21 protein-coding genes and 2 tRNA genes are annotated in these 23,453 nt (G+C 71.1%); 6 read left to right on the top strand and 17 right to left on the bottom strand.

Features of this window, described 5'->3' with window-relative positions; genetic code table 11:
• Position 1 precedes the first annotated feature (1 nt).
• Both L6E12_RS23205 and pknB read left to right on the top strand, forming a co-directional pair.
• Positions 2 to 1,489, top strand: a complete 1,488-nt coding sequence (locus L6E12_RS23205) for a serine/threonine-protein kinase (protein WP_236230038.1) — start codon at positions 2 to 4, stop codon at positions 1,487 to 1,489.
• Between the two features lie 64 nt (positions 1,490 to 1,553).
• Positions 1,554 to 3,551, top strand: coding sequence for a Stk1 family PASTA domain-containing Ser/Thr kinase (pknB, locus tag L6E12_RS23200; protein WP_236230037.1), 1,998 nt, complete (start codon positions 1,554 to 1,556; stop codon positions 3,549 to 3,551).
• Between the two features lie 59 nt (positions 3,552 to 3,610).
• On the opposite strand, the gene L6E12_RS23195 is transcribed toward pknB, so the two are convergent.
• Genes L6E12_RS23195 through L6E12_RS23185 form a run of 3 tightly spaced genes read right to left on the bottom strand, consistent with a single transcriptional unit; the run spans position 3,611 to position 5,320 of the window.
• Positions 3,611 to 4,264, bottom strand: a complete 654-nt coding sequence (locus L6E12_RS23195) for an aminodeoxychorismate/anthranilate synthase component II (RefSeq protein ID WP_236230036.1) — start codon at positions 4,262 to 4,264, stop codon at positions 3,611 to 3,613.
• A 28-nt stretch (positions 4,265 to 4,292) separates the two neighbouring features.
• Entirely contained in the window at positions 4,293 to 4,448 is a 156-nt protein-coding gene (locus L6E12_RS23190) for a hypothetical protein (RefSeq protein WP_181400039.1), read from the bottom strand.
• A complete protein-coding gene (locus tag L6E12_RS23185) occupies positions 4,448 to 5,320 on the bottom strand; it encodes a class E sortase (RefSeq protein ID WP_236230035.1) in 873 nt (290 codons plus the stop codon). The genes L6E12_RS23190 and L6E12_RS23185 overlap by 1 nt, the downstream gene beginning before the upstream one ends.
• A gap of 191 nt (positions 5,321 to 5,511) precedes the next feature.
• Here L6E12_RS23185 and crgA point away from each other — a divergent pair, with 191 nt between their 5' ends.
• Complete coding sequence (gene crgA, locus L6E12_RS23180; RefSeq protein ID WP_236230034.1) at positions 5,512 to 5,781, top strand: cell division protein CrgA; 270 nt, start codon at positions 5,512 to 5,514, stop codon at positions 5,779 to 5,781.
• 154 nt (positions 5,782 to 5,935) lie between these two features.
• Positions 5,936 to 6,346, top strand: coding sequence for a PH domain-containing protein (locus L6E12_RS23175; protein WP_236230033.1), 411 nt, complete (start codon positions 5,936 to 5,938; stop codon positions 6,344 to 6,346).
• On the opposite strand, the gene L6E12_RS23170 is transcribed toward L6E12_RS23175, so the two are convergent.
• Both L6E12_RS23170 and L6E12_RS23165 read right to left on the bottom strand, forming a co-directional pair.
• Positions 6,343 to 7,272 carry a rhomboid family intramembrane serine protease gene (locus L6E12_RS23170; protein WP_236230032.1) on the bottom strand — a complete coding sequence of 310 codons (930 nt, stop codon included), beginning with the start codon at positions 7,270 to 7,272 and terminating at the stop codon, positions 6,343 to 6,345. The genes L6E12_RS23175 and L6E12_RS23170 overlap by 4 nt on opposite strands.
• Entirely contained in the window at positions 7,273 to 7,827 is a 555-nt protein-coding gene (locus L6E12_RS23165) for a peptidylprolyl isomerase (protein WP_308075139.1), read from the bottom strand.
• Positions 7,828 to 7,930: 103 nt separating this feature from the next.
• Here L6E12_RS23165 and L6E12_RS23160 point away from each other — a divergent pair, with 103 nt between their 5' ends.
• A complete protein-coding gene (locus L6E12_RS23160) occupies positions 7,931 to 8,710 on the top strand; it encodes a hypothetical protein (protein ID WP_236230031.1) in 780 nt (259 codons plus the stop codon).
• Positions 8,711 to 8,785: 75 nt separating this feature from the next.
• Here L6E12_RS23160 and L6E12_RS23155 read toward each other — a convergent pair whose 3' ends face one another.
• Positions 8,786 to 9,334, bottom strand: coding sequence for a DUF2020 domain-containing protein (locus L6E12_RS23155; RefSeq protein ID WP_236230030.1), 549 nt, complete (start codon positions 9,332 to 9,334; stop codon positions 8,786 to 8,788).
• A 151-nt stretch (positions 9,335 to 9,485) separates the two neighbouring features.
• On the opposite strand from L6E12_RS23155, the gene L6E12_RS23150 reads away from it, so the two are divergent.
• Positions 9,486 to 9,908 (top strand): DoxX family protein, encoded by a 423-nt coding sequence (locus tag L6E12_RS23150; RefSeq protein ID WP_236230029.1) that lies wholly within the window; start codon positions 9,486 to 9,488, stop codon positions 9,906 to 9,908.
• 95 nt (positions 9,909 to 10,003) lie between these two features.
• Here L6E12_RS23150 and L6E12_RS23145 read toward each other — a convergent pair whose 3' ends face one another.
• From L6E12_RS23145 to dnaN, 11 genes are all read right to left on the bottom strand, one after another.
• Positions 10,004 to 11,230: a pyridoxal phosphate-dependent aminotransferase gene (locus tag L6E12_RS23145; protein ID WP_236230028.1), complete on the bottom strand. Its 1,227-nt coding sequence runs from the start codon at positions 11,228 to 11,230 to the stop codon at positions 10,004 to 10,006.
• A 1-nt stretch (position 11,231) separates the two neighbouring features.
• Positions 11,232 to 11,304: transfer RNA gene (locus tag L6E12_RS23140), tRNA-Ala, on the bottom strand.
• 39 nt (positions 11,305 to 11,343) lie between these two features.
• A complete protein-coding gene (locus L6E12_RS23135) occupies positions 11,344 to 11,484 on the bottom strand; it encodes a DLW-39 family protein (protein WP_110080690.1) in 141 nt (46 codons plus the stop codon).
• A 688-nt stretch (positions 11,485 to 12,172) separates the two neighbouring features.
• Positions 12,173 to 12,246 (bottom strand) — tRNA-Ile (locus tag L6E12_RS23130).
• Between the two features lie 57 nt (positions 12,247 to 12,303).
• Positions 12,304 to 13,050, bottom strand: coding sequence for a DUF3566 domain-containing protein (locus tag L6E12_RS23125; RefSeq protein ID WP_374201933.1), 747 nt, complete (start codon positions 13,048 to 13,050; stop codon positions 12,304 to 12,306).
• A 177-nt stretch (positions 13,051 to 13,227) separates the two neighbouring features.
• Positions 13,228 to 16,758 (bottom strand): DNA gyrase subunit A, encoded by a 3,531-nt coding sequence (gene gyrA / locus L6E12_RS23120; RefSeq protein ID WP_308075137.1) that lies wholly within the window; start codon positions 16,756 to 16,758, stop codon positions 13,228 to 13,230.
• 126 nt (positions 16,759 to 16,884) lie between these two features.
• The gene (gyrB, locus tag L6E12_RS23115) at positions 16,885 to 18,867 is read right to left on the bottom strand and encodes a DNA topoisomerase (ATP-hydrolyzing) subunit B (protein WP_236230026.1); all 1,983 of its coding nucleotides are present in this window, start codon (positions 18,865 to 18,867) and stop codon (positions 16,885 to 16,887) included.
• Between the two features lie 208 nt (positions 18,868 to 19,075).
• Positions 19,076 to 19,639, bottom strand: coding sequence for a DciA family protein (locus L6E12_RS23110; RefSeq protein WP_374201932.1), 564 nt, complete (start codon positions 19,637 to 19,639; stop codon positions 19,076 to 19,078).
• A gap of 205 nt (positions 19,640 to 19,844) precedes the next feature.
• Positions 19,845 to 21,002, bottom strand: a complete 1,158-nt coding sequence (gene recF / locus L6E12_RS23105; RefSeq protein WP_236230024.1) for a DNA replication/repair protein RecF — start codon at positions 21,000 to 21,002, stop codon at positions 19,845 to 19,847.
• Positions 21,002 to 21,916: a phosphogluconate dehydrogenase (NAD(+)-dependent, decarboxylating) gene (gnd, locus tag L6E12_RS23100; RefSeq protein WP_236230043.1), complete on the bottom strand. Its 915-nt coding sequence runs from the start codon at positions 21,914 to 21,916 to the stop codon at positions 21,002 to 21,004. The genes recF and gnd overlap by 1 nt, the downstream gene beginning before the upstream one ends.
• A 32-nt stretch (positions 21,917 to 21,948) precedes the next feature.
• The gene (dnaN, locus tag L6E12_RS23095; RefSeq protein WP_236230023.1) at positions 21,949 to 23,082 is read right to left on the bottom strand and encodes a DNA polymerase III subunit beta; all 1,134 of its coding nucleotides are present in this window, start codon (positions 23,080 to 23,082) and stop codon (positions 21,949 to 21,951) included.
• Between the last annotated feature and the right edge of the window lie 371 nt (positions 23,083 to 23,453).

Genomic DNA, 23,453 nt, shown 5'->3' with positions numbered 1-23,453 from the left:
CATGCTCACCTCGGGCCAGTTGCTCGCCGACCGCTACCGGCTCACCCGCCGGATCGCGGTCGGCGGCATGGGCGAGGTGTGGGAGGCCGCCGACACCCGGCTGGACCGGCGGGTCGCGGTGAAGGTCCTCAAGCCGGAGCTGTCCGGTGACGGCGAGTTCCTGCACCGGTTCCGCACCGAGGCGCGCACCACGGCCTCGATCAACCACCCGGGCATCGCCGGGGTGCACGACTACGGCGAGACCGCGGCCGTCCTCGACGGCCCGGAGGACACCGCCTACCTGGTGATGGAGCTGGTCGAGGGCGACCCGCTGGCGGCGATCCTGGCCAAGGAGGGCAGGCTGGCCGCGGACCGGACGCTGGACGTCCTGGAGCAGTCGGCGCACGCGTTGCAGGCCGCCCACGAGCGCGGGTACGTCCACCGCGACGTCAAGCCGGGCAACATCCTGATCACCCCGACCGGCGTGGTGAAGCTGACCGACTTCGGCATCGCCAAGGCCGCCGACGCCGCCCCGGTGACCCGCTCCGGCATGGTCATGGGCACCGCGCACTACATCGCACCCGAGCAGGCCCTCGGGCACGAGGCGGAACCGGCGAGCGACGTCTACTCGCTGGCCGTGGTCGGCTACGAGTGCCTCACCGGGCGCAGGCCGTTCCTGTCGGAGAACGCGGTGACGGTGGCGATGATGCACATCCGCGACCTGCCGCCGCCGCTGCCGCCGGACGTGCCGCCGGGCACCCGGGCGCTGATCGAGGCGACCCTGGTCAAGGACCCGAGGCAGCGCTACGCCAACGGCGGCGAGTTCGCCGCCGCGGTGGCCGCGGTGCGCGCGGGCCGCCCGCTGCCCGCCCCGTCCGGGCTGGCGATGGCGGGCGCGCAGCAGCAGCACCACGGCGGGCCGGGGGTGGGCGCCCACCCTGGCACGCACCCCGGCATGGTCCCGGTGACCCCGCCCCCCGGTCAGCCCGGCGGCCCGTCCGGCGGCTTCGGGGCGCCTGCGCACCCGCCGAGGGAGTCGCGCACCGGCCTGTGGATCACCATCGCGGTGCTGGCGGTCGCGCTGATCGCGGCGCTGGCGTTCGGCCTGCCCGCCATCTTCCGCGGCGAGCAGGCCCCGCGCGAGGACGACGGCCGGGGCGGTGGGGTCGAGACCACCCAGCCGCCCGAGCCGACGGAGTCCGCCGAGGCCCCGGCGGAGGACACCGAGCCGGGCGGCCCCGGGCTGCCGTTGCCGACCGCGAACCCGACGACCGGCAACGGGCCGTTCGTCGACGTGGTCCGCGAGGACTACGTGGGCCGCGGCGCCGCCGACGTGGTGGTGGAGCTGGGCACGCTGCGGCTGCGGTCGACGGTGGTCACCGCGGGCCAGGGCACCACGCCGGAGGACCCGGCGAACTGCCTGGTCACCTCGCTCAGCCCGACCGGGATGGTGCGGGTCGGGACCTCGGTGCGGATCGTCTGCGACCCGCAGCGGAACGGACCGCCCTGATGGTCGACGTGCCGGGCACCACCTTGATGGGACAGGACTTGACTAGGAGCGGGACTACGCACTGATGACCACACCGCGACTGCTCTCCAACCGCTATGAGATCGGCGAGACGATCGGCTATGGCGGCATGTCCGAGGTCCACCGCGGCCGCGATGTCCGGCTCAGCCGCGAGGTCGCGGTCAAGGTCCTGCGTGCCGACCTCGCCCGCGACCCCCAGTTCCAGGAGCGGTTCCGCCGCGAGGCGCAGAACGCCGCCGCGCTGAACCACCCCGCGATCGTCGCCGTCTACGACACCGGCGAGACCCGGATCGACACGGGCCCGCTGCCCTACATCGTGATGGAGTTCGTCGACGGGCGGACCCTGCGCGACATCGTCAAGACCGAGGGACCGCTGCCCGGCCAGCGCGCCATGGAGATCATGGCCGACGTGTGCGCGGCGCTGGACTTCTCCCACCGGCACGGGATCGTGCACCGCGACGTCAAGCCGGCCAACGTGATGATCACCAAGACCGGCGCGGTCAAGGTGATGGACTTCGGCATCGCCCGCGCGGTGGCCGACGGCCAGGTCGCGGTCACCCAGACCTCGGCGGTCATCGGCACCGCCCAGTACCTGTCGCCGGAGCAGGCCCGCGGCGAGTCGGTCGACGCCCGCAGCGACGTGTACGCCACCGGCTGCGTGCTGTTCGAGCTGCTGACCGGCGAGCCCCCGTTCACCGGTGACTCCCCGGTCGCGGTGGCCTACCAGCACGTCCGCGAGGACCCGCGGTCGCCGTCGCAGGTCAACCCCCGGGTGAGCCCGCAGCTTGACGCGATCGTGCTCAAGGCGATGTCGAAGGGCGCGGCGAACCGCTACCAGTCGGCCGCGGAGATGCGCACCGACATCGTCCGGGTGCTGTCCGGGCAGCGGCCCGCCGCACCGATGGTGATGACCGACGAGGACCGCACCGCCGTGCTCGGCGCGCGCAGCCCGCAGCCGGAGATGCGCGGCCGCCACCGCCCGGAGTCGATGGCCGACGAGTACGACTACGACGACTACACCGACGAGGAGGAGGAGCGGCGGCGCAAGCAGCGCAAGACCTGGCTGATCGTGCTGGTCGGCCTGATCGTGGTCGGCCTGATCGGGTTGCTGTTCTTCCTGACCAGCGGGGACGACAAGCAGACCGGCGGGGACAACGTCCCGGTGCCGGACGTGACCGGCAAGACCGAGGCCGAGGCGTTCGCCCAGCTCAACCAGCTCGGTTTCCAGCCGGTGCGCGAGGGCGTGCCGTGCCAGCAGACCGCCGCGGGCACCCCGGGCCCGTGCGGCCCGGACCGGATCGACAAGGTCCTGGGCACCGACCCGGCCGCGGGCGCCAACCTGCGCAAGGGCGAGCGGATCACCGTCCGCATCGGCGAGTCGCCGCAGAAGGTCGCCGTCCCCGACGTCGCAGGCCAGTCGCAGCAGGAGGCGACCGCCGCCCTGCAGGCGGCCAAGCTCACCGTGTCGGCCACGGTCGACGAGGAGCAGACCAGCGACGAGGACCTCTACGGCAAGGTGCTGCGGACCAGCCCGGCGGCGGGCACGCAGGCCAGCGTGGGCAGCGAGGTCCGGCTGACGATCGGCAAGCAGCCCGCCAAGGTGGACGTGCCGAACCTGGTCGGCCAGGACTACGACACCGCGGCGGCGAACCTCAAGGCGGTCGGGCTGACCCCGCAGCGCAAGGACGTGTCCTCGGACAAGCCGGTGGGCACGGTCGTCGACCAGGCGCCGAAGACCGGCAGCGTCGCACCGGGGCTGACGATCGTGCTGAGCGTCTCCAACGGCGACAAGATCGAGGTGGACATGCCGAACCTGGTGGGCAAGTCCCGCGCCGAGGCCGAGGCCGCGCTCAAGCAGGTGGGCTGGAACGGGTCGTTCAACGTGGTCGACGAGGACACCATCGACCCGGACGAGGTCGGCAAGGTGACCGAGCAGGAGCAGCAGCCGGGCGACAAGATCGCCAAGGACGAGACGATCAACGTCCGGATCGGCAAGTCCCCGCTCGGCGGCGGTAGCGGTACCTCCACCAACCCGACCCGGTAGCCGAACGCGCGAAGAGGGCCGCTCCCCGAGGTGGGGGCGGCCCTCTTCGCGTTCCGGGTTCAGGAGGAGATGGCGGCGGTGAGCTTGCGCATCCCCTGCTCGAGCTGCGACACGGTGGCCTCGGCGACCGGGAACCCGGCCGACGCCAGCCAGTTGGCGAGCATCCGGTGGCCGCCGTCGGTCAGCACCGACTCCGGGTGGAACTGCACGCCCTCGATCGGCAGCTCCCGGTGCCGCATGGCCATCACGATGCCGGTCTCCGTCCGCCCGGTGACCTCGAACACGTCGTCCGGGATCGTCTCCGGGAGCACGGTCAGCGAGTGGTAGCGGGTGGCGGTGAACGGGTCGGGCAGCCCGGCGAGCACCCCGGCGCCGTTGTGGGTGACCAGGCTCGTCTTGCCGTGCAGCAGCTCCGGCGCCCGGTCGACCGTGGCGCCCCAGGCGACGCCGATGGCCTGGTGCCCGAGGCACACGCCGAGCAGCGGCAGCCGGGCCTCGGCGCAGCGCTCGACCACGTCGATGCTCAGCCCGGCGCGCTCCGGCGTGCTCGGCCCCGGGCTGATCAGGACCGCGTCGAACCCGCTCAGGGCGTCGGCGGCGGACAGCTCGGGGGCGTCGTTGCGCCAAACCGTGCACTCGGCACCAAGCTGGGCGAGGTACTGCACCAGGTTGTAGACGAAGCTGTCGTAGTTGTCGACGACCAGAACGCGCATGACCTCAATCTACCGGCGCCGTCCACCGCTACTGGGTGGTCACCTGGTTGAACGGCAGCTTCGGCTCCGCCCACGGGAACACCACGAACATCAGCAGCGCGACCACGCCCGCCACGAGCAGCACCGCGGTGATCGCCCGGACGGCGACCGGGCCGGGCAGGTGCCGCCAGATCCACCCGTACATCAGCTCGTCTCCTTCAACTCGGGCGGCGTCTCGCCGGGCTTGTCCGGGTTCTTGGCCCACTGCTTGACCATCACGGCGTGCACGACGAGCCGCTGGCGGTCGGAGAAGCGGGGGTGGCAGGTGGTCAGCGTCATCAGCGACGCGGTGGCGCCCGCGTTGTCGGTCACGTCGTCGCGGTTGGGCACCGGCAGGATCACCGAGCCCTGGGTGGGCGAGACGATCTCCTGGCCGACCACCCGGTCGTAGGGGGCGCCGAGCGGGCCGACGCCGGTGCACCGGGGGTCGGCGGCCCGGCTCGCCCAGCCCGCCACCTCGTCGGCCTTGGGCAGCACCCGGTAGACGAACCAGCTGAAGCGCGTCTCCACCACGATCGCGTCGCAGGAGTTCAGCAGGTCGATGTCGTTGAACGGGGCGCCCTTGCCGACCCGGTGGCCCGCGACGGCGAAGTTGCCGGGCAGGCCGGGCTCACCGCTGTCGGTGTAGTGGCCGGGGCCGACCTCGAGGGTCTTCTCGGTGGTGCCCTGCAGGATGGTGAAGGAGTAGTCGGCGCCGAAGGCGGGGACGTACATCTTGGCGATGCCGGAGCCCTCCGGACCGTCGTAGTGCTCCTGGCGCTGCTGCTCTTCCTCGGGCGTGCTCCGCTGCCACTCCTGGTCGAGGGCCGCGGTCGCGTCGCGCTGCTTGGCCGCCGAGGTGATGTCGGTGACGTAGACCTCGTAGACGACGAACAGCAGCACCACCAGGCCCGCGGTGATCAGCAGCTCACCGACCGCCCGCACGGCGGTGCGCACCGGGTCGCGCCGGTTCCCGCCGCCCGGCGGGCCGACACGGGTGTCGGAAACCGGGGGATCGCTGTGGTCCACCGTGCTCACGCGGGGCTCCTCCCTGCACGGCCTGCCCGCGGGCGGGGTCAGATCGTTGGCGACTGGTGATTCGCTGCCCTGTCCGTTTACGTTAACGTGTTGCTCCGGCGGGAGTTGCGCCTGTGCTGAACGAACCTGCCGGAACGACCTGCCAGAACGAACCGCACCCGCACCCAACGCTCCACGTCAGGCGAGGACACATGCCCAAGTCCAAGGTCCGCAAGAAGGCCGTCTACACCGCGCCCACCACCGACCGGCGCACGCCGGTCAAGGTGAAGCAGGCAGGCCCGTCGCACCCGGTGTACGTCGCGGTGATGCTGGGCGTGATGCTGATCGGGCTCGCCTGGCTGGTCGTCAACTACATCGCGGGCGAGAAGATCGGCTTCATGGCCGAGCTGGGCAACTGGAACTTCGCCATCGGCTTCGCGCTGATGATCGCGGGCCTGCTCATGACGATGCGCTGGCGCTGACGCTCCGACACCCGCTCCGCGGCACACCCCACCCGTCGTGCACCCCCGGCACGGACGGGTTGAGCCGTTCGGCCCAGCGTCGTTGAACCACACGGATGTAAGTCATCCCCATTGTGGATAACTCCTGTGGATGGCTGTGCGGCACCATGGTGCGGTGACCCCACTGCACTGGTCCCCGCGCCCCGCCGTCGTCGGTGTCGCCTGGGCATCTGCCCTGGTCGCCGCCCTGCTGGCGGTGCTGATCGACGACCCGAGGGGCACCCTGCTGCTCGCCGTGGCCGCCGTGGCGCTCGGCCTGCCCGCGCTGTTCGGCACGCTCGCGCGACCGCGGCTGGCCGCCGACCCCGAAGGGGTGACCGTCCGCGGGCTGACCGGCAGCAGGCGCTGGCGCTGGCGCGAGGTCAACGTCCGCCTGGTGCGGACGCGCAGGTTCGGCCGCGACTCCAGCCTCGTCGAGATCGACGCGGACAACGCCGAGGTGCCCGGCCTGGTGCTGCTCGGTCAGCTCGACCTGGGCGTCGAACCGCACGAGGTGGTCGACGCCCTGCTGCGCCTGCGGACCTAGCGCACGACCTGGTAGCACACCCCCGTGGTCGGCTCCGGGCAGAACACCTGCTCGTTGATCTGCGGCGTGCGGACGGCGAAGGCCACCACCAGCACCACCAGCACACCCGCGACGACGAGCGACTGCCACAGGGTGCGGCTCGCCGCGGGTGCGTAGAGCATCCCCGCGGTCAGCACCGCGCCGATGACCAGGCCGCCGAGGTGGGCCAGCAGCGAGATCTGCGGGATGGCCACGCTGAACGCCAGGTTCAGCGCGATGACCCCGACGACCTGCATCAGCGCGTGCCGGTCCTGCTTGAGCCGGATCACCGCGACCAGCAGCCCGCCGAGCAGGCCGTAGATCGCCCCGGAGGCGCCTGCGCCCTCGGTGCCCAGGGCGCTGAACAGGTACGTCCCCACCGACCCGCCGACCACCGACACCAGGTAGACGACGCCGAAGCGGACCTTGCCCAGCAGCAGCTCCAGGTCGCGCAGGAACCACAGCGCCACCATGTTGACCACCAGGTGCAGCAGGCCGAAGTGCAGGAAGCCCGCCGTCACCACCCGCCACCACTGCCCCGCCGCGATGGACGGCGCGTAGGCCGACAGCGCGTGGAACAGGTCGGAGTTCTCGTTCGACATCGGGTCGCGGGCCAGCAGCGCGGTGATGGCGTACATCACCGCGTTGAGCCCGATGAGCACGGGCACCAGCACCGGTTTCGACGCGAGCGCCGCCCCGGCGACGGTGGTGGGCCGCCGGACGGTCCGGTTGCCCTCCCGCACGCAGTCGACGCACTGGAAGCCGACCGAGGCGTCGACCAGGCACTCGGGGCAGGCCGGTCGCTCGCACCGGGTGCAGCTCAGCGCGGTCGGCCGGTCGGGGTGCCGGACGCAGGCGGGCAGGCCCGCCCGCGTCCCTGGCTGCGGTTGGTGCGGCGGGTTGCCCACTCAGCCCTCGGCGCGCTCGACGGTGATGTTCTTGATCACGACGTCGGTCAGCGGGCGGTCGCCCGGGCCGGTCGCGGTGCGCCCGATCTGGTCCACCACGGTGCGCGACTCCTGGTCGGCCACCTCGCCGAAGATGGTGTGCTTGAAGTTCAGCCAGGTCGCCGGGCCGACGGTGATGAAGAACTGCGAGCCGTTGGTGTTCGCGCCCGAGTTGGCCATGGCCAGCAGGTAGGGCTTGTTGAACTGGAGCTCCGGGTGGAACTCGTCGGCGAACTGGTAGCCGGGGCCGCCGCGGCCGGTGCCGGTCGGGTCGCCGCCCTGGAGCATGAAGCCGTCGATGACCCGGTGGAACACCGCGCCGTCGTAGAACGGACCGGACTTGGTGCCGCTCGCGTTCTCGGTCTTGTACTCCTTGGTGCCCTCGGCCAGTCCGACGAAGTTGGACACGGTCTTCGGAGCCTGGTCCGGGAACATGTTGATCCGGATGTCGCCCTCACTGGTGTGCAGGGTGACGGTTACCTTGGTCCCAACGAGGGATGCGTTGCTGTCAGCCACGACGTCATCGTGCCATCTTCGGCGAAATCCGTCTGGAACGGGCAGGATTGGGTACGTCGTGAAGGACAGTTGCGTTCGAGGACGAGATGGACGAGGTGAAGCCATGACCCGGGCCGGAGAGACGGTCGGCAAGGCCGTCGGCACCGGCTGGCGCGCGGTGCGAGAGGGCGCCGTTCGCGCCGGTCAGGTGGGTGCCGAGGCGGCACACGCCGCCGAGCAGAAGCTGGCCGCGAAGGGCCTCGCTCCGCAGCAGGTCGCCGGTGCGCTCGCGGAGAGCGCGCAGGTGGCCAGGGAGGAAGCGATGGCCTCGACCCGCAGGGCGCGCAAGCGCCTGGCCAAGACGGCGGAGCAGACCCGCAAGGACCTGGCGAAGGCCGCGAAGCAGGCCCAGAAGGACGCGGCGAAGAACAAGACGGTCAAGAGCGCCGTCGCCGCGACCGCGCCGGTGAAGAAGCAGGTCAAGCAGCTCAAGAAGGACCTCAAGCCGCAGGTAAAGCAGTACCGCGGCGAGCTGCAGGCGCAGATCAAGGCGGCCAAGGCCGCGGCTCGGGCCGCCGCCAAGGACCCGGCCAACAAGAAGAGCCGCCGCTGGCCGTGGCTGGTCCTGCTGGTCGCGCTCGGCGCCGGTGCCGCCGCGGCGCTCAAGGGCAAGCAGCAGGCCCCGGCCCAGCAGCCGGTCGTGCCCGCGAAGCCGACGCCCGCCAAGCCCGCCCCCGCCAAGCCCGCCCCGACGGCGGCGGCCCCCGTGGCCAAGCCCGCCCCGGCCGCGGCTGCGGCCCCGGCGGCTCCCGTGCCCCCCAAGGCGGCGGAGAAGCCGGTCGGCACGCCCGAGACCAACGGCCAGGGCAAGCCCACCAAGCCGATCGGTTCCGACAAGAACTAGTCCGACAAGGACCGGCGGTAGACACCACTGGCCCGCACCCCCGCGCGATCCGGGGTGTGCGGGCCAGTGGTGTTCCTACAGGCCCAGGTTCTCGATGGCGGTCTCGGCGATCCGCCTGGCCTTGATCGTCTGCTTCTGGTTCGAGTCGACCACCACCGCCGAGCCGTCCTTCGCGACGGCGTAGACGGCGTTCTCCTCACCCGAGATGGAACCGCCCTTCCAACCCGCGGGCGAACTGGCCGGGTTGGAGGTGTCGATCGGCGCCGCCTGGTCGACCAGCGCCTTCGCCACCGCGGGCTCCCCCTGGTACACCCGGATGGTGAGCTGCACGCTGCCGTCGGGGCGGTAGAAGAAGCACGCCGGGGTCGGCTTGTCCGCCGAGGTGCGCACCTTGGTGACGTGCTGCCCGTTCGCGTCGGCCACGACGGCGCTGGTCAGGTAGGGGCACGGCCCGTCGGCAACCGGTTCCGGGTCGGCGGGCGGCACCGCCTCGGCCGGGGCGGTCGGCGTCGCGGCCCGGGTCGCCGAGGTCGTCGGGGCCTCCGACGCGGGCGGCGTCGCGGAGTCGGTGGTGCACGCCGCGAGGGCGAGCAGGGGGGCGGCAAGTATCACGGCTCGTCTCATAGCGAGAGCAAGTCAACCAGATCGAGACCACCTGTGGTCCACAGCACTCTTTGAACCTCACTCACCGCAGAGGCATACACACGATCGGTGGTCTCCCGCCACCAAAGGAAGCCGAACACCTCCCTGCTGATTCGAGTGAGAGAGAGCGAAGATGGACTTGTTCGACCGGACCAAGCCCCACGTGCTCGCCCTGTTCCGGATCGTCGTCGGTTTGCTGTTCGCCGCCCACGGCGCCGCCACCCTGTTCGGCGTCCTGGGCCGGGCGGGTCGCACGCCCGAGTTCGCCGCCTGGCCCGGCTGGTGGGCGGCGGCCATCCAGCTCGTGGCCGGTGGGCTGGTCGTGCTGGGGCTGTTCACCAGGTGGGCGGCGCTGATCGCCTCGGGTTCGATGGCGTACGCCTACTTCGTCGTGCACGCCCCGGAGGGCCTGTGGCCGATGGAGAACGGCGGTGAGCCCTCGGCCATGTTCTGCTGGGCGTTCCTGCTGATCGCCTTCTTCGGCCCCGGCGCGTGGGCCGTCGACCAGTTCTTCTCCCGCTCCTCGTCGACCCGCCGGGAGGCCGTCACCGCGTGACCGACCACGGCCACCACCCGCCCGGACAATCCCTCACCCGGGCGGGTGGTTTTGGTTCGGACCCAGTCACCCGCCGTGTGGTTCCACGTGGAACCTCAGCCCAGCGCCCGCGCCAACCGCGCCAGCGCTTCGCGGACCACCTCCACCGGCGCCGCGAACGACAGCCGCACGTACCCCTCCCCGCCCGCCCCGAACGCCACCCCCGGGGTGACGGCGACCCCCGCGCTCCGCAGCGCCCACTCCGCGAACTCGACCGAGCCGCCCTTCCCGGCCCCGGAGACGTCGGCGAACGCGTAGAAGGTCCCCTCCGGCAGGGCGCAGGACACCCCGGGCAGCGCGTTGAGCCCGTCGACCACCACCCGCCGCCGCCGGTCGTAGGACTCCACCATCCCCGCGACGTACTCCCCGGGCCCGCTCAGCGCCGCGATCCCGCCGCGCTGCACGAACGACCCCGCGCAGCTCACTGTGTGCTCCTGCACCTTCACCAGCTCGGCCATGACCTCGCCCGGCCCGGCCACCCACCCCAGCCGCCACCCGGTCATCGCGTGGCTCTTGGAGAACCCGTTCACCGTCAGCGTCCGCTCGGCGCACCCCGGCAGCGCGGCCACGCTGAGGTGCCGCCGCCCGTCGAACAGCACCGCCTCGTAGATCTCGTCCGCCACGACGTAGAGGTCGTGCGCCACCGCGAACTCGGCGAGCACCCCGGCCTCCTCCGCGTCCAGCGCCCGCCCGGTCGGGTTGTTGGGCGTGTTGACCAGAACCGCCTTGGTCCGCCCCGAAACAGCGCCTTCCAACACCTCCCGCGTCAACCGGAACCCGTTGGCACCACTCAGTTCCGCCTCGACGGGGACGCCACCCACCAGCCGCGCCATCGCCTGGTAGCTGACCCAGCTCGGCGTGGGCACCACCACCTCGTCCCCCGGGTCCACCAGGGTCAGCAGCGCCGCGTACAACCCGTGCTTCGCCGACGGCGTGATCACGACGTCGCCGGGCGGAACCGCGATCCCGTTGTCCGCCAACAACTTCGCCGACACCAACTCGCGCAGCTCGGGCAGCCCGCGGCTGGCCGTGTAGTGCGTGAACCCCTCGTGCAGCGCCGCCACCGCCGCCGCCACCACGTGCTCCCCGGTGGCGAAGTCCGGCTGCCCCCCACTGACATCCACAATGGACCGCCCGGCCGCCCGCAACTCCCCCACGACGTCGAACAGCGACACCGTCGCCGACCGCCCCAGCCCCGCGACCCGCCCCGACACCCCGCGCACCACCACGGACCTCCCGAACGCCAGCGAGGTCGGCCCGCACCGCGGGCCGACCTCGTTCACGTGGAGATGAGGGGAATCGAACCCCTAACCCCTGCCTTGCAAAGGCAGTGCTCTGCCAATTGAGCTACATCCCCTCAGGCCGACACGGTACCCCGTGCCGACCGGAAGTACGTTCAGGCCTTCTTCGTGCCGTTGTTCGCGGCCGGAGCAGTGGCCTCGCGCCACAGGTCGGCCTCAGCCTTCGCCGCACTCTTGCGACGAACGACAAAGAGCACACCACCCGCAACCGCAGCAAGCGCGAGGAGCTTCTTCACGTCCGATGCCTCCTTAAGGCACTACACAACACCAACACAACACCAACGCCCCAGAAACCCCCGAGACGCCCCCCACATCCTGCCACACCCCCCACCCCCACGAAGAGGGAGCGCCCAGAAGCCAACAACCAGCCAGAGAAGCGAACCAGAGGAGAAGGAGAACGGGAGGAACGGGCGGGAGGACCGAGCGAACGAAGAGAGCAGCCACAAGCAAGCAGAGGGAGGGAGCGGAAGGTGCGCGGGAGGGAAGGAGCAAGCGGGAGCGAGCAAGCGAAGGAGGGAGGGGGGAGGGAGGGAGGACACGCAGCAAGAGAGGAGAAGCAGACAGCAAGGAGGAGAACAGAAGGCAGAGGAGAGGAAGAAGGCCGCAAGGCGAGGCCGCAAGGCGAGGCCGCAAGGCGAGGCCGCAAGGCGAGGCCGCAAGGCGAGGCCGCAAGGCGAGGCCGCAAGGCGAGGCCGCAAGGCGAGGCCGCAAGGCGAGGCCGCAAGGCGAGGCCGCAAGGCGAGGCCGCAAGGCGAGGCCGCAAGGCGAGCGAAGCTCCCTCAAGCCCCAAACGGCGGCAAAGCCGCCAACCACGCTGGTTCAGCAACCAACCGCACCGTGGGGGTCTGGGGGGTCGCCCCCCAGAACGACAACGGACGACCCGGCTCGCGCTTTCCGCGAGCATGGGTCGCCCGAGTCCGTCCGTGGGCCTAGGAGGACTTGAACCTCCGACCTCTTCGTTATCAGCGAAGCGCTCTAACCGCCTGAGCTATAGGCCCCTGTGGGAACGCAGGAAGATTACCGCATCCTCCTGCGCGACCCCAAATCGGTATCCCCTACTCGCGCTCGGCGAGGGTGACCTCGAGCCCGCCGGCCAGGTCGGCGGACACGTTGTAGACGAACGCGCCGACCGTCGCCAGGGCGCTGAACAGCACGATGTTGATGGCGCCGATGATCGCGGCGATGCCGAAGACGCGTCCGGCGCTGATCAGCGGGTCGCCGCTGGAGCCCTCGGAGGCGTTGAGGAGTTCGCTGGAGATGCCGTTGACCTTGTCCCAGACGCCCATGCCGTCGAGGACGGCGTAGAGGACGCCGACGGCGACGAGCCAGACGAAGAACAGGGAGACGCCCAGGACCAGGGAGAGCTTGAGCACCGACCACGGGTCGAAGCGCTTGACCTGGAGGTTGGCCCGGCGGGGGCCGCGGCCGGGCCTGCGCAGGGCGCTGGGGGGTGTGCTGGAGGCGCCGGTGGCGGTGGGGGTGCCGCCGATGGCCGGGGGGGCCGCGGAGCGGTCGTCGTCGGTGCTGGTGCCGAAGAGCCTGCCCGCCGCGGTGCCGGTGACGACGGGGCGCGGGACGTTGATCGTGGGTTCGGAGTCGGCGCCGTAGGAGTCGGGGCTGTGGGGATCGGCGCTGTACGGGGCGGAGCCGTGGGCGGCGGGGGTGTTGCCGTTGCCGACCGGGGGCAGGGCCTGGGTGGCGTCGCCCCTGGCTTCGGCTTGGGCGTCGGCGGTGACCCTGGCCCACGGTGGTGGGGTGTGGTTGTCGACGCCGGGTTCGCCCGCGGGTTTCGGTGTCTGCACGGTGGTGTCCGCGTCCGCGGGCTGGGGGTCACCCGCCGGGGCGGCCGCGGCGGGCGCGGTGGCGCCCGCCGCGGTGGCGTCGGTGATGATCGACGTCCGCTCCGATTCGGCTGCGGTGGTGTCCGGCTTCTCGGCTGGTGTCACGAGCGGGTTCCCTACTGCCTTCGTCTGCGGGTCTTACTCGGCGGTCGGTTCGTCGGTGGAGCCGGTCTCCTCGACCGACGCGTGCTCGGCCGCGACGACCTCGGCGGGCGTCCCGGTGGCCGGGGTCGGTTCCCCGGCCTCGATGGCGTCGGCGACGGCCTCCACCGTCTCGACGGCCGCCGCGGTCTCCTCGGCGCTGCGGGCGATGGCCACCAGGGTGGTCCCTTCGCCCAGGTTCATCAACCGGACGCCCTTGGTCTGCCTGCCCGCCTTGCGCACTTCCGCCGCGGTCGTCCGGATCACCCCGCCGGAGGAGGTGATCGCGTACAGCTCGTCCTCCAGCTCGACGATGACCGCGCCGACCAGCCTGCCGCGCCTGCTGTCGTGCTGGATGGTGAGCACGCCCTTGCCGCCGCGGCCCTGCACGGAGTAGTCCTCCATGGGGGTGCGCTTGGCGTACCCGCCGTCGGTGGCGACCAGGACGAACGTGTCGTCCTTGACCACGCCGAGGGCGAGCAGTTCGTCGCCTGCGTTGAAGCGCATGCCCTGCACGCCGGAGGTGGCCCGGCCCATCGGGCGCAGCGCCTCGTCGCTGGCGTGGAAGCGGATGGACTGCCCACCGGCGGAGACCAGCAGCAGGTCGTCGTCGGCCGAGCACAGCACGGCGCCGACCAGTTCGTCGTCCTCGCGCAGGTTGATGCCGATCAGGCCGCCCGCGCGGTTGCTGTCGAAGTCCGACAGCTTGGACTTCTTGACCAGGCCGTCGCGGGTGGCGAGCACCAGGTAGGGCGAGACGGTGTAGTCCTTGATCTGGATGACCTGGGCGATCTGCTCGTCGGGCTGGAAGGCGAGCAGGTTGGCCACGTGCTGCCCGCGCGCGGCCCGGTTGGCCTCGGGCAGCTCGTAGGCCTTGGCCCGGTAGACCCGGCCCTTGTTGGTGAAGAACAGGATCCAGTCGTGGGTGGAGCACACGAAGAAGTGCGCCACGATGTCGTCCTGCTTGAGCGCCGCGCCCTGCACGCCCTTGCCGCCGCGCTTCTGCGCCCGGTACAGGTCGGTCTTGGTGCGCTTGGCGTAGCCGGTGCGGGTGATGGTGACGACCACGTCCTCGACGGCGATCAGGTCCTCGATGGAGACCTCGCCGTCGAACGGGATGATCTTGGTGCGCCGGTCGTCGCCGTACTTCTCGGCGATCTCCTTGAGCTCGTCGCGGACGATCTCGCGCTGCCGCTGCTCGCTGGCCAGGATTTCGTTCAACTCGCCGATGTAGCGCTCGATCTCGCCCAGCTCGTCGATGATGCGCTGGCGCTCCAGGGCGGCCAGGCGGCGGAGCTGGAGTTCCAGGATCGCGGTCGCCTGGATCTCGTCGACCGAGAGCAGCGCCATCAGGCCGCTGCGCGCCTCGTCTGCCGAGGGCGAGCGGCGGATGAGCGCGATGACCTCGTCGAGGGCGTCGAGGGCCTTGGCGTAGCCGCGCAGGATGTGCGCGCGCTCCTCGGCCTTGCGCAGCCGGTAGCGGGTGCGCCGGACGATGACCTCGAGCTGGTGGTTGACGTAGTGCCGGATGATCTGGTCCAGCCGCAGCGTGCGCGGCACCTGGTCGACCAGGGCCAGCATGTTGACGCCGAAGTTGTGCTGGAGCTGGGTGTGCTTGAACAGGTTGTTCAGCACGACCTTGGCCACCGCGTCGCGCTTGAGCCCGATCACGATGCGCATCCCGATGCGCCGGTTGGACTCGTCGGCCACGTCGGAGATGCCGGTGATCTTGCCGTCGCGCACGAGCTGCGCGATGTTCTCGATCAGGTTGTCCGGGTTGACCTGGAACGGCAGCTCGGTGACCACGAGGATGGTGCGCCCCTTGGCGTCCTCCTCGACCTCGACCACCGAGCGCATCCGCACCGAGCCGCGGCCGGTCCGGTAGGCGTCCTCGATGCCGCCGGTGCCCAGGATCAGGCCCCTGGTCGGGAAGTCCGGGCCCTTGATCCGGGTGAGCAGCGCGGCGAGGAGCTGGTCGTCGTCGGCGTCGGGGTTGTCCAGCGCCCAGACCACGCCGTCGGCGACCTCGCGCAGGTTGTGCGGCGGCAGGTTCGTCGCCATCCCGACCGCGATCCCGGAACCGCCGTTGACCAGCAGGTTCGGGATGCGCGACGGCAGGACCAGCGGTTCCTCGGTCTTGCCGTCGTAGTTCGGCGCGAAGTCGACGGTGTCCTCGCCGATGTCGCGCAGCATCTCCATGGCCAGCGGCATCAGCCGGGCCTCGGTGTTGTGGCTGATGAACCCGTCGGTGACGAACGCGTGGTCCTCGGTGTCGACCCGCAGGCTGAACACCGGCTGCACCCCGGCGTCGGCGACGGCGGTGACCTCGGCGTAGTGGAACCGGCCGTCGACCAGCGGTTCGGCGGCGGCCCGCACCTCCGGGTCGTCGATGCCCGCCAGCGGGTCGGCCGCCTCCACCGGGGCCTCGGCCAGCGCGTGCACCAGCTCGTCGTGCGCGACCGAGCGCAGCCCGACCCTGGCGGCGAGCAGGCTCACGTCGTGGTGGCCGACGACGTGCAGCGCGGGCACGCCCTCGCTGGTGCTCAGCCGCGACAGCACGCCGAACTCCAGCAGCATCCGCTGCACGTCCGACACCAGGCCCGCGCTCGGGGCGGAGTAGGTGAGCCGGATGGTGCCGTCGTCGGTGAAGACGGTCCCGCCCGCGGTGAGCAGCAGGCGCAGGAACACCCGCTTGAGCACCGGGCCGCCGCGCCAGACGTGCTCGGGGGCGCGGTCGGCGTCGGTGGGGTGCTTGATGAACCGGGCCGCGGCACCGAGGGCGTTGGCCTGCGCGCGCGCGGTCGGCTGGTCGACGTCGTCGATCGGCACCCGCTGCACGGCGACCCGGTCACCCGGCTCGATCTCCTCCAGCAGCTTCCACAGCAGCGTCGGCACGCCCTCGACCGACACCAGCGCCAGCACCGGGTGGTTGCGGGTGCCGGTCAGCTCGAAGCCCTCGGCGGTGCGCAGGGTCAGCGTGGGGTGCTCACCGGAGTGGAACAGCGCGTCCGCGCGGACCGGGTCGCCGTTGCGGTCGAGGACCTTGAGGTCGACCTCGTTGTCGGAGTTCGGCACCGCGTCGGGCACCAGGTCGCCGATCCGCGGGGTGGACCCGTCGGCCAGCTTGACCCGGGTGTCGGCCACCACGCAGTAGCGCATGGCGGCGGCGGGGTCGTTGCCCGGGGAGCCGAAGTTGCCCTGGCCGTCCACCAGCGGGTAGCGCATCGACCACGGCTGGGCCAGGCGGACCAGGGTGTCGTAGATCGAGGTGTCGCCGTGCGGGTGGTAGTTGCCCATCACGTCGCCGACGACGCGGGAGCACTTCACGTAGCTGCGGTCGGGGCGCAGACCGGTGTCGAACATCGAGTACAGCACCCGCCGGTGCACCGGCTTGAGGCCGTCGCGCACGTCGGGCAGCGCCCGGCTCACGATGACGCTCATGGCGTAGTCGATGTAGGAGCTCTGCATCTCCTGCTGGATGTCGACTGGCTCGATGCGATCGCCAGGCGGCGGCAGGGTTTCGGTCACGACCGGATGTTCCTTTCAGACAGCAGTTGCGCAGTGCCTGTTCCGCCGCAGCGAGGACAGACGTTTCCGCGAACCTTGCCCGTGCCGTTGCAGACCAGGCAGTTGAGTTCCAATGGGGGAAGAGGATCAGACGTCAAGGAACCGCACGTCCTTGGCGTTGCGCGTGATGAACGACCGGCGGGCTTCGACGTCCTCGCCCATGAGCACGCTGAACAGCTCGTCGGCCTGGGCGGCGTCATCGAGGGTGACCTGGCGCAGCAGCCGGTTGGCCGGGTCCATGGTGGTCTCCCACAGCTCCTCGGCGTTCATCTCGCCGAGGCCCTTGTAGCGCTGGATGCCGTCTTCCTTGTTGATCTTCTTGCCGGAGCCCAGGCCTGCCTGGAGGATCCCGTCCCGCTCGCGGTCGGTGTAGGCGTACTCCGGGTCGGTCCGCTGCCACTTGATCTTGTACAGCGGCGGCTGGGCCAGGTACACGTGCCCGTGTTCGATGAGCCCGCGCATGAACCGGAACAGCAGCGTCAGCAGCAGCGTGGTGATGTGCTTGCCGTCGACGTCGGCGTCGGCCATCAGCACGATCTTGTGGTAGCGCAGCTTGGCGACGTCGAAGTCCTCCTGGATGCCGGTGCCCAGGGCGGTGATGAGGCTCTGCACCTCGGTGTTCTTGAGCACCCGGTCCAGCCGGGCCTTCTCCACGTTGATGATCTTGCCCCGGATCGGCAGGATCGCCTGGTACAGCGAGTCCCGCCCCTCCTTGGCCGAGCCGCCCGCCGAGTCGCCCTCGACGATGTAGAGCTCGCACTCCTCCGGGTTGGTGGAGCGGCAGTCCTTGAGCTTGCCGGGCAGACCGCCGATGTCCAGCGCGCCCTTGCGGCGCACCAGCTCGCGGGCCTTGCGCGCGGCGATCCGCGCCTGCGACGACGACACCGCCTTGCTGACGATCGTCTTCGCGTCGGCCGGGTTGCGCTCGAACCAGTCGGCCAGCCACTCGTTGCAGGTCTGCTGCACGAACGTCTTGACCTCGGTGTTGCCCAGCTTCTGCTTGGTCTGGCCCTCGAACTGCGGCTCGGCCAGCTTCACCGACACGATCGCGGCCAGGCCCTCGCGCACGTCGTCGCCGCTGAGGTTGGTGTCCTTCTCCTTGAGCAGCTTCTTCTCGCGCGCGTACACGTTGACCACCCGGGTCAGCGCGGCGCGGAAGCCCTCCTCGTGGGTGCCGCCCTCGGGGGTGTTGATGATGTTGGCGTAGGTGTAGACCGACTCGCTGTAGCCGGTGTTCCACTGCATCGCCACCTCGACCTGGACGTGGCGCTCCTTGTCCTCGGCCTCGAACGCGATGACGGTCTTGTGGATGGCCTCGCGGCTGTGGTTGATGTGCTTGACGAAGTCCTCGAGCCCACCCGGGTAGTGGTAGACGCGCTCCTTGATCTTCGCGGGCACCCCGTCGGCGTCGGCCTCCGCCTCGGCGTCGGCGACCCGCTCGTCGCGCAGCACGATGGTCAGGCCCTTGTTGAGGAACGCGGTCTCCTGGAGGCGGCGCGCGACCGTCTCGGTGTTGTACTCGGTGGTCTCGAAGATGGTGTCGTCGGCCCAGAAGGTGATCGTGGTGCCGGTCTCGGCGGTCTCCTCGCCCCTGGCGACCGGGCTGACCGGCTTGGAGTCGCGGTAGGTCTGCGTCCAGACGTACCCGTCGCGCTTGATCTCCGCTTCCAGTCGGGTCGACAGCGCGTTCACCACCGAGATGCCGACGCCGTGCAGACCACCGGAGACCGCGTAGCTCTCACCGTCGAACTTGCCGCCCGCGTGCAGGACGGTCATGACGACCTCCAGCGCGGACCGCTTCTCCTCCGGGTGCTCGTCGACCGGGATGCCGCGGCCGTCGTCGACCACCCGGACGCCGCCGTCGGCGAGCAGGGTGACCTCGACCCTGGTGGCGTGCCCCGCCATCGCCTCGTCGACGGAGTTGTCCACGATCTCCCAGATCAGGTGGTGCAGTCCGCGCTCGCCGGTGGAACCGATGTACATGCCGGGGCGCAGCCGGACCGCCTCAAGCCCCTTGAGCACGCCGATGGAACCGGCGCCGTACGAGTTCTCCTGCTTGTCTGCTGCCACGTGCCCGGTGTCTCCTCGTGCGTCGGATCGACTGCGACGGCGGTGCGTGCTCCCGCCTGTCCGGCCGGGGCCCGTCACACCTCTCCCGACATAGTACCGGTGCGGTCCCACAGAACGGGGCCAAGGACACCCCTGGTTTGCTCACAGAGCGATCGGACGGAACGGGCGCGTGTCCGGCCGCCGGTAGGGCAGGTTCGGGGCGCGAGGTTCAGCCGTAGGTGTCCCGGGGTCCGCGCCCCGAGACGTGCCGGGTGCCGAACCGCCAACTCGGCGCGGACGGGCCCTGCACCTTGAGCCTGCGCACCACGTTCGGGCCGACCCCGGCGGCGATCTTGACCAGCAGTTGGCGCTGCAACAGCCGCAACTGGGTGGCCCAGGCCGTCGACTCGGCCTGCACGGTCAGCTCGCCGTCCCGCAGCGTGATCGGCTTGGCGTGCTCGGCGACCTCGGAGCCGACCAACTGCGTCCACCGGCCGAAGACCTGCCCACCGGCGAGATTCTCGTGCCAGTTCCGCTCGGCCGCGACCCGGGACGCGAGCCTGCCCAGCGGCTGCGGGTCGCGGTCGTCGGCCCCCGCGCCGGACCACCGGCGCCGGGCGCGCGAGCCCCCGCCCGCTGTTCCACGTGGAACAGTCCGCCGCTGGGGCTTGGCCCGGGCGACCTGCCGTGCGGCCTCCAGGGCGGCTCTGGCAAGATCTGGTCCCCTGAGCACGGCGCCGCCCTCCGCGGCCCCGGAGCCACTACTCTCCGCAGTCGGACTCCCGTCGCCCACGGGCGTGCCTGTGGATGAATTGCCGAGTTTTCCACCGGGGGGTGTGGATTGATCGGCGCCCGACGGTCGGTCTGATACTCCAGATGGTGGGCGGTGGACCGAGTTGTCCACACTATCCACAGGTTTATCCCCAGATGTGCGTCGAGGGACGTCACGTTCTGTCACCGGCTGCGACGGGGTCAGCGCACCCCCGAAGAGGTCGTCCTCAGTCACGTTCCACCGTCCCGTCCACCACCGTGTACCGCGCCCCGGTCAGCTCCCTGGGCACGTCCTCCGCCACCGCGGCGGTCACCAGGACCTGCTCGGCCCCCACGGCCACCTCGGCGAGCCGCTGCCGCCTGCGCCGGTCCAGCTCGGCGAACACATCGTCGAGCACCAGCACCGGTTCGCTGCCGTCGGCGCGCAGCAGCTCGTACGAAGCCAACCGCAGCGCCAGCGCGAACGACCACGACTCGCCGTGGCTGGCGTAGCCCTTCGCGGGCGACTCCCCCAGCACCAGGTCCAGCTCGTCGCGGTGCGGCCCGACCAGGCTCACCCCGCGCTCCAGCTCGTTGTCCCGCCGCCGCACCATCTCCGCCAGCAGCACCTCGGCGACCACCTCGGGATCGGCGCGCTCCCCGTCCGGCCTGCCGTACCCGGCGGGCAGCGCGTCCTCGATCTTCGAGCGGTAGGCGATGTGCGCCGGGCGCGACTCCGGGGCCACCCCCGCGTACGCGGCGGCCACCCGCGGCCCCAGGTCCGCCACCAGGTCCAGCCGGGCCGAGAGCAGCGCGGCCCCGTGCGCGGCCAGGTGCCCGCTCCACACGTCCAGGGTGACCAGCGCGTCCGGGTCGCTGCGCCGGGCCCGCCGGTTCGCGGCGGCGCTCTTGAGCAGCGCGTTGCGCTGGCGCAGCACCCGGTCGTAGTCCGAGCGCACCCCCGCGTACCGGGGCGCCCGCAGCACCAGCAGGTCGTCCAGGAACCGGCGGCGCTCCCCCGGGTCGCCCCGGACGAGCGCCAAGTCCTCCGGCGCGAACAGCACCGTGCGCAGGATGCCCAGCACGTCGCGCGGGCGCGGGACCGGGCCGCGGTTGACCCTGGCCCGGTTCGCCTTGCCCGGGGTGATCTCCAGCTCGACGGTCAACTCCCGGCCGTCGTTGACCACCGCGGTCCGGATGATCGCCCGGGACGCGCCGATGCGGACCAGCGGCGCGTCCGAGGCGACCCGGTGCGAGCCGAGCGTGGCGACGTACCCGATCGCCTCCACCAGGTTCGTCTTGCCCTGGCCGTTGCGCCCGACCAGCACCGACGGCCCCGGCTCCAGCTCCAGGTCGGCCTGCTCCCAGGAGCGGAAGTCGGCGACCTGCAAGTGCCGGACGTGCACTACTTGGTTTCGCCGGACCCGGAGGTCGGACCCGCCTTGTGCACCGCGTGCCCGCCGAACTGGTTGCGCAGCGCCGACACGGCCTTCATGGCGGGCGAGTCGGCCTGCCGCGAGGCGAACCGGGCGAACAGCGCCGCGGAGATGACCGGCGCGGGCACCGAGTGGTTGATCGCCTCCTCGACGGTCCACCTGCCCTCGCCGGAGTCCTCGACGTACCCGGTCAGCTCGGACAGGCCCGGGTCCTCGTCGAGCGCCTTGACCAGCAGGTCGAGCAGCCACGACCGGACCACGGTGCCGCGGGTCCACGCCTTGAGCACGGCCGGGACGTCGGTGACCTCGTCGGCGGCGTCGAGCAGCTCGTAGCCCTCGGCGTAGGCCTGCATCAGGCCATACTCGATGCCGTTGTGCACCATCTTCGCGTAGTGCCCGGCGCCGACCTTGCCCGCGTGCGCGAAGCCCTCGTCGCGCGGGCCCTCCGGGCGCAGCGCGTCGAAGATCGGCATCGCCCGCTCGACCAGCTCGGCGTCGCCGCCGACCATCAGGCCGTAGCCGTTCTCCTTGCCCCACACCCCGCCGGACACACCGCAGTCGAGGTAGCCGACACCCTTGGTGGCCAGCAGGTCCGCGTTGCCCCGGTCGTCGGTGTAGCGGGAGTTGCCGCCGTCGATGACCAGGTCGCCCTCGCTGAGCAGGTCGCCGAGGTCGGCGACGGTCGCCCTGGTCGGCTCACCCGAGGGCACCATGACCCACACGACCCGCGGCGCATCGAGCTTGCCGACCAGGTCGGCCAGCGACTCCGAGTCGCTCACGTCCGGGTTGCGGTCGTAACCGACCACGTCGTGGCCCGCTGCGCGCAACCGCTCGCGCATGTTGAAGCCCATCTTGCCCAGGCCGACGAGTCCGAGCTGCACGATTGAGTTCCTCTCCGTCAAGGGGGTGCCGGGGATCAGCCCGGCAAGCGCACCGGCATCAACAGGTAGAGATAGCCGGGGGTGACCTCGCCGTCGGCGTTGACGGGCTTGATCAGCGCGGGTCGGTTCGGAGTGGTGAACGACAGCTCGGCGCGGTCGGCGTGCAGTGCGGCCAACCCGTCCTGGAGGTAGCCGGGGTTGAACGCGATCATCACCGGCTCGCCGGTGAACTCCACCGGCAGTTCCTCCTCGGCGCTCCCCTCGTCGTCGCCACCCGCGGACAACCGGAGCACGCCGTCGGCGAACTCCAGCCGCACCTGGGTACCACGGTCGGCGACCAGCGACACGCGTTTGATCGCCTCGACCAGCGGTGCGACCCCGATGATCGCGCTGGAGGTCTGCTCCGACGGCAGCAGTTGCCGGTAGCGCGGGAACTCCGCGTCGAGCAGGCGGCTGGTGGTGCGGCGGCCGGAGCCGGACAGGCCCAGCAGCCCGTCGGTCGGCGACAGCGCCAGCTCCACCGAGCGCCCGGCGCTGCCCAGCGCCTTGGCCGCGTCGGCGAGCGTGCGGGCGGGCACCAGCACCGCGGCGTCCTCGACGTCACCGGAGGGCTTCCACTCGAACTCGCGCATGGCCAGCCGGAAGCGGTCGGTGGCGACCAGGGTCAGCTTCTCCCCGGTGATCTCCACCCGGACCCCGGTCAGCATCGGCAGGGTGTCGTCCTTGCCCGCCGCCACCGCGACCTGGCTGACGGCCTGGCCGAAGACCTCACCGGCCAGCTCACCGGCGTGCTGCGGCATCGCGGGAAGCTGCGGGTAGTCCTCGACCGGCATGGTCGGCAGGCTGAACTTGGCGCTGCCGCACGCGATCGCCACCCGGGAACCGTCGACGGAGATCTCCACCGGCTGCGCGGGCAGCGACTTGGTGATGTCGGCGAGCAGCCTGCCGGAGACCAGGGTCCGACCGCCGTCGGCGACCGTGGCCGGAACGCCGACCGTCGCCGAGACCTCGTAGTCGAACCCGGAGACGGTGAGCCCCTCGGAGCCGTCGGTGGACCCGGCGTCCAGCAGGACCCCACCCAGCACCGGAACCGGGGGCCGGGAGGGGAGGCTGCGGGCGACCCAGGCGACGGCGTCGGCGAGGCCGTCGCGCTCGACGCGGATCTTCATGGGAGTCCTTTCCAGGCCCGACGACCCGCACCGCGCACCGTGTCGTGCGAGCCGGGTCCGTCGAGCTGTCCACGCTGTAGGGCCCAACCGTAGAGCGTGGCCCGCCCCGCCGTCATCCCGGGCGGTCGGTGCCCGCACCGCTCCGAGCGGCGCTTGTCCCCAGATCCACAGCTCCCCTATTTCTTTTCTTTTCTTCTTCTGGAGAAGAGAAAAAGACAGCAGTACCAGTAGGTCCTGTGGATTGTGTGGACAACCCCTGTATCAGCAGGTCGGACCACCCCCGACCCTGTGGAGAACCCCTGTGCGCAACTCGTTGACAACTCGGGCCCTCCGTGGATGAGTTATCCACAGGCTCGATCCATCCACAGGCG

The organism is Actinokineospora sp. PR83 (genome assembly GCF_021056305.1).
In the GTDB taxonomy this organism is placed as follows: Bacteria; Actinomycetota; Actinomycetes; order Mycobacteriales; family Pseudonocardiaceae; genus Actinokineospora; species Actinokineospora spheciospongiae.
Note: the sequence above shows the minus strand (reverse complement) of the source record. Positions and strands in the feature narration are given on the sequence as shown.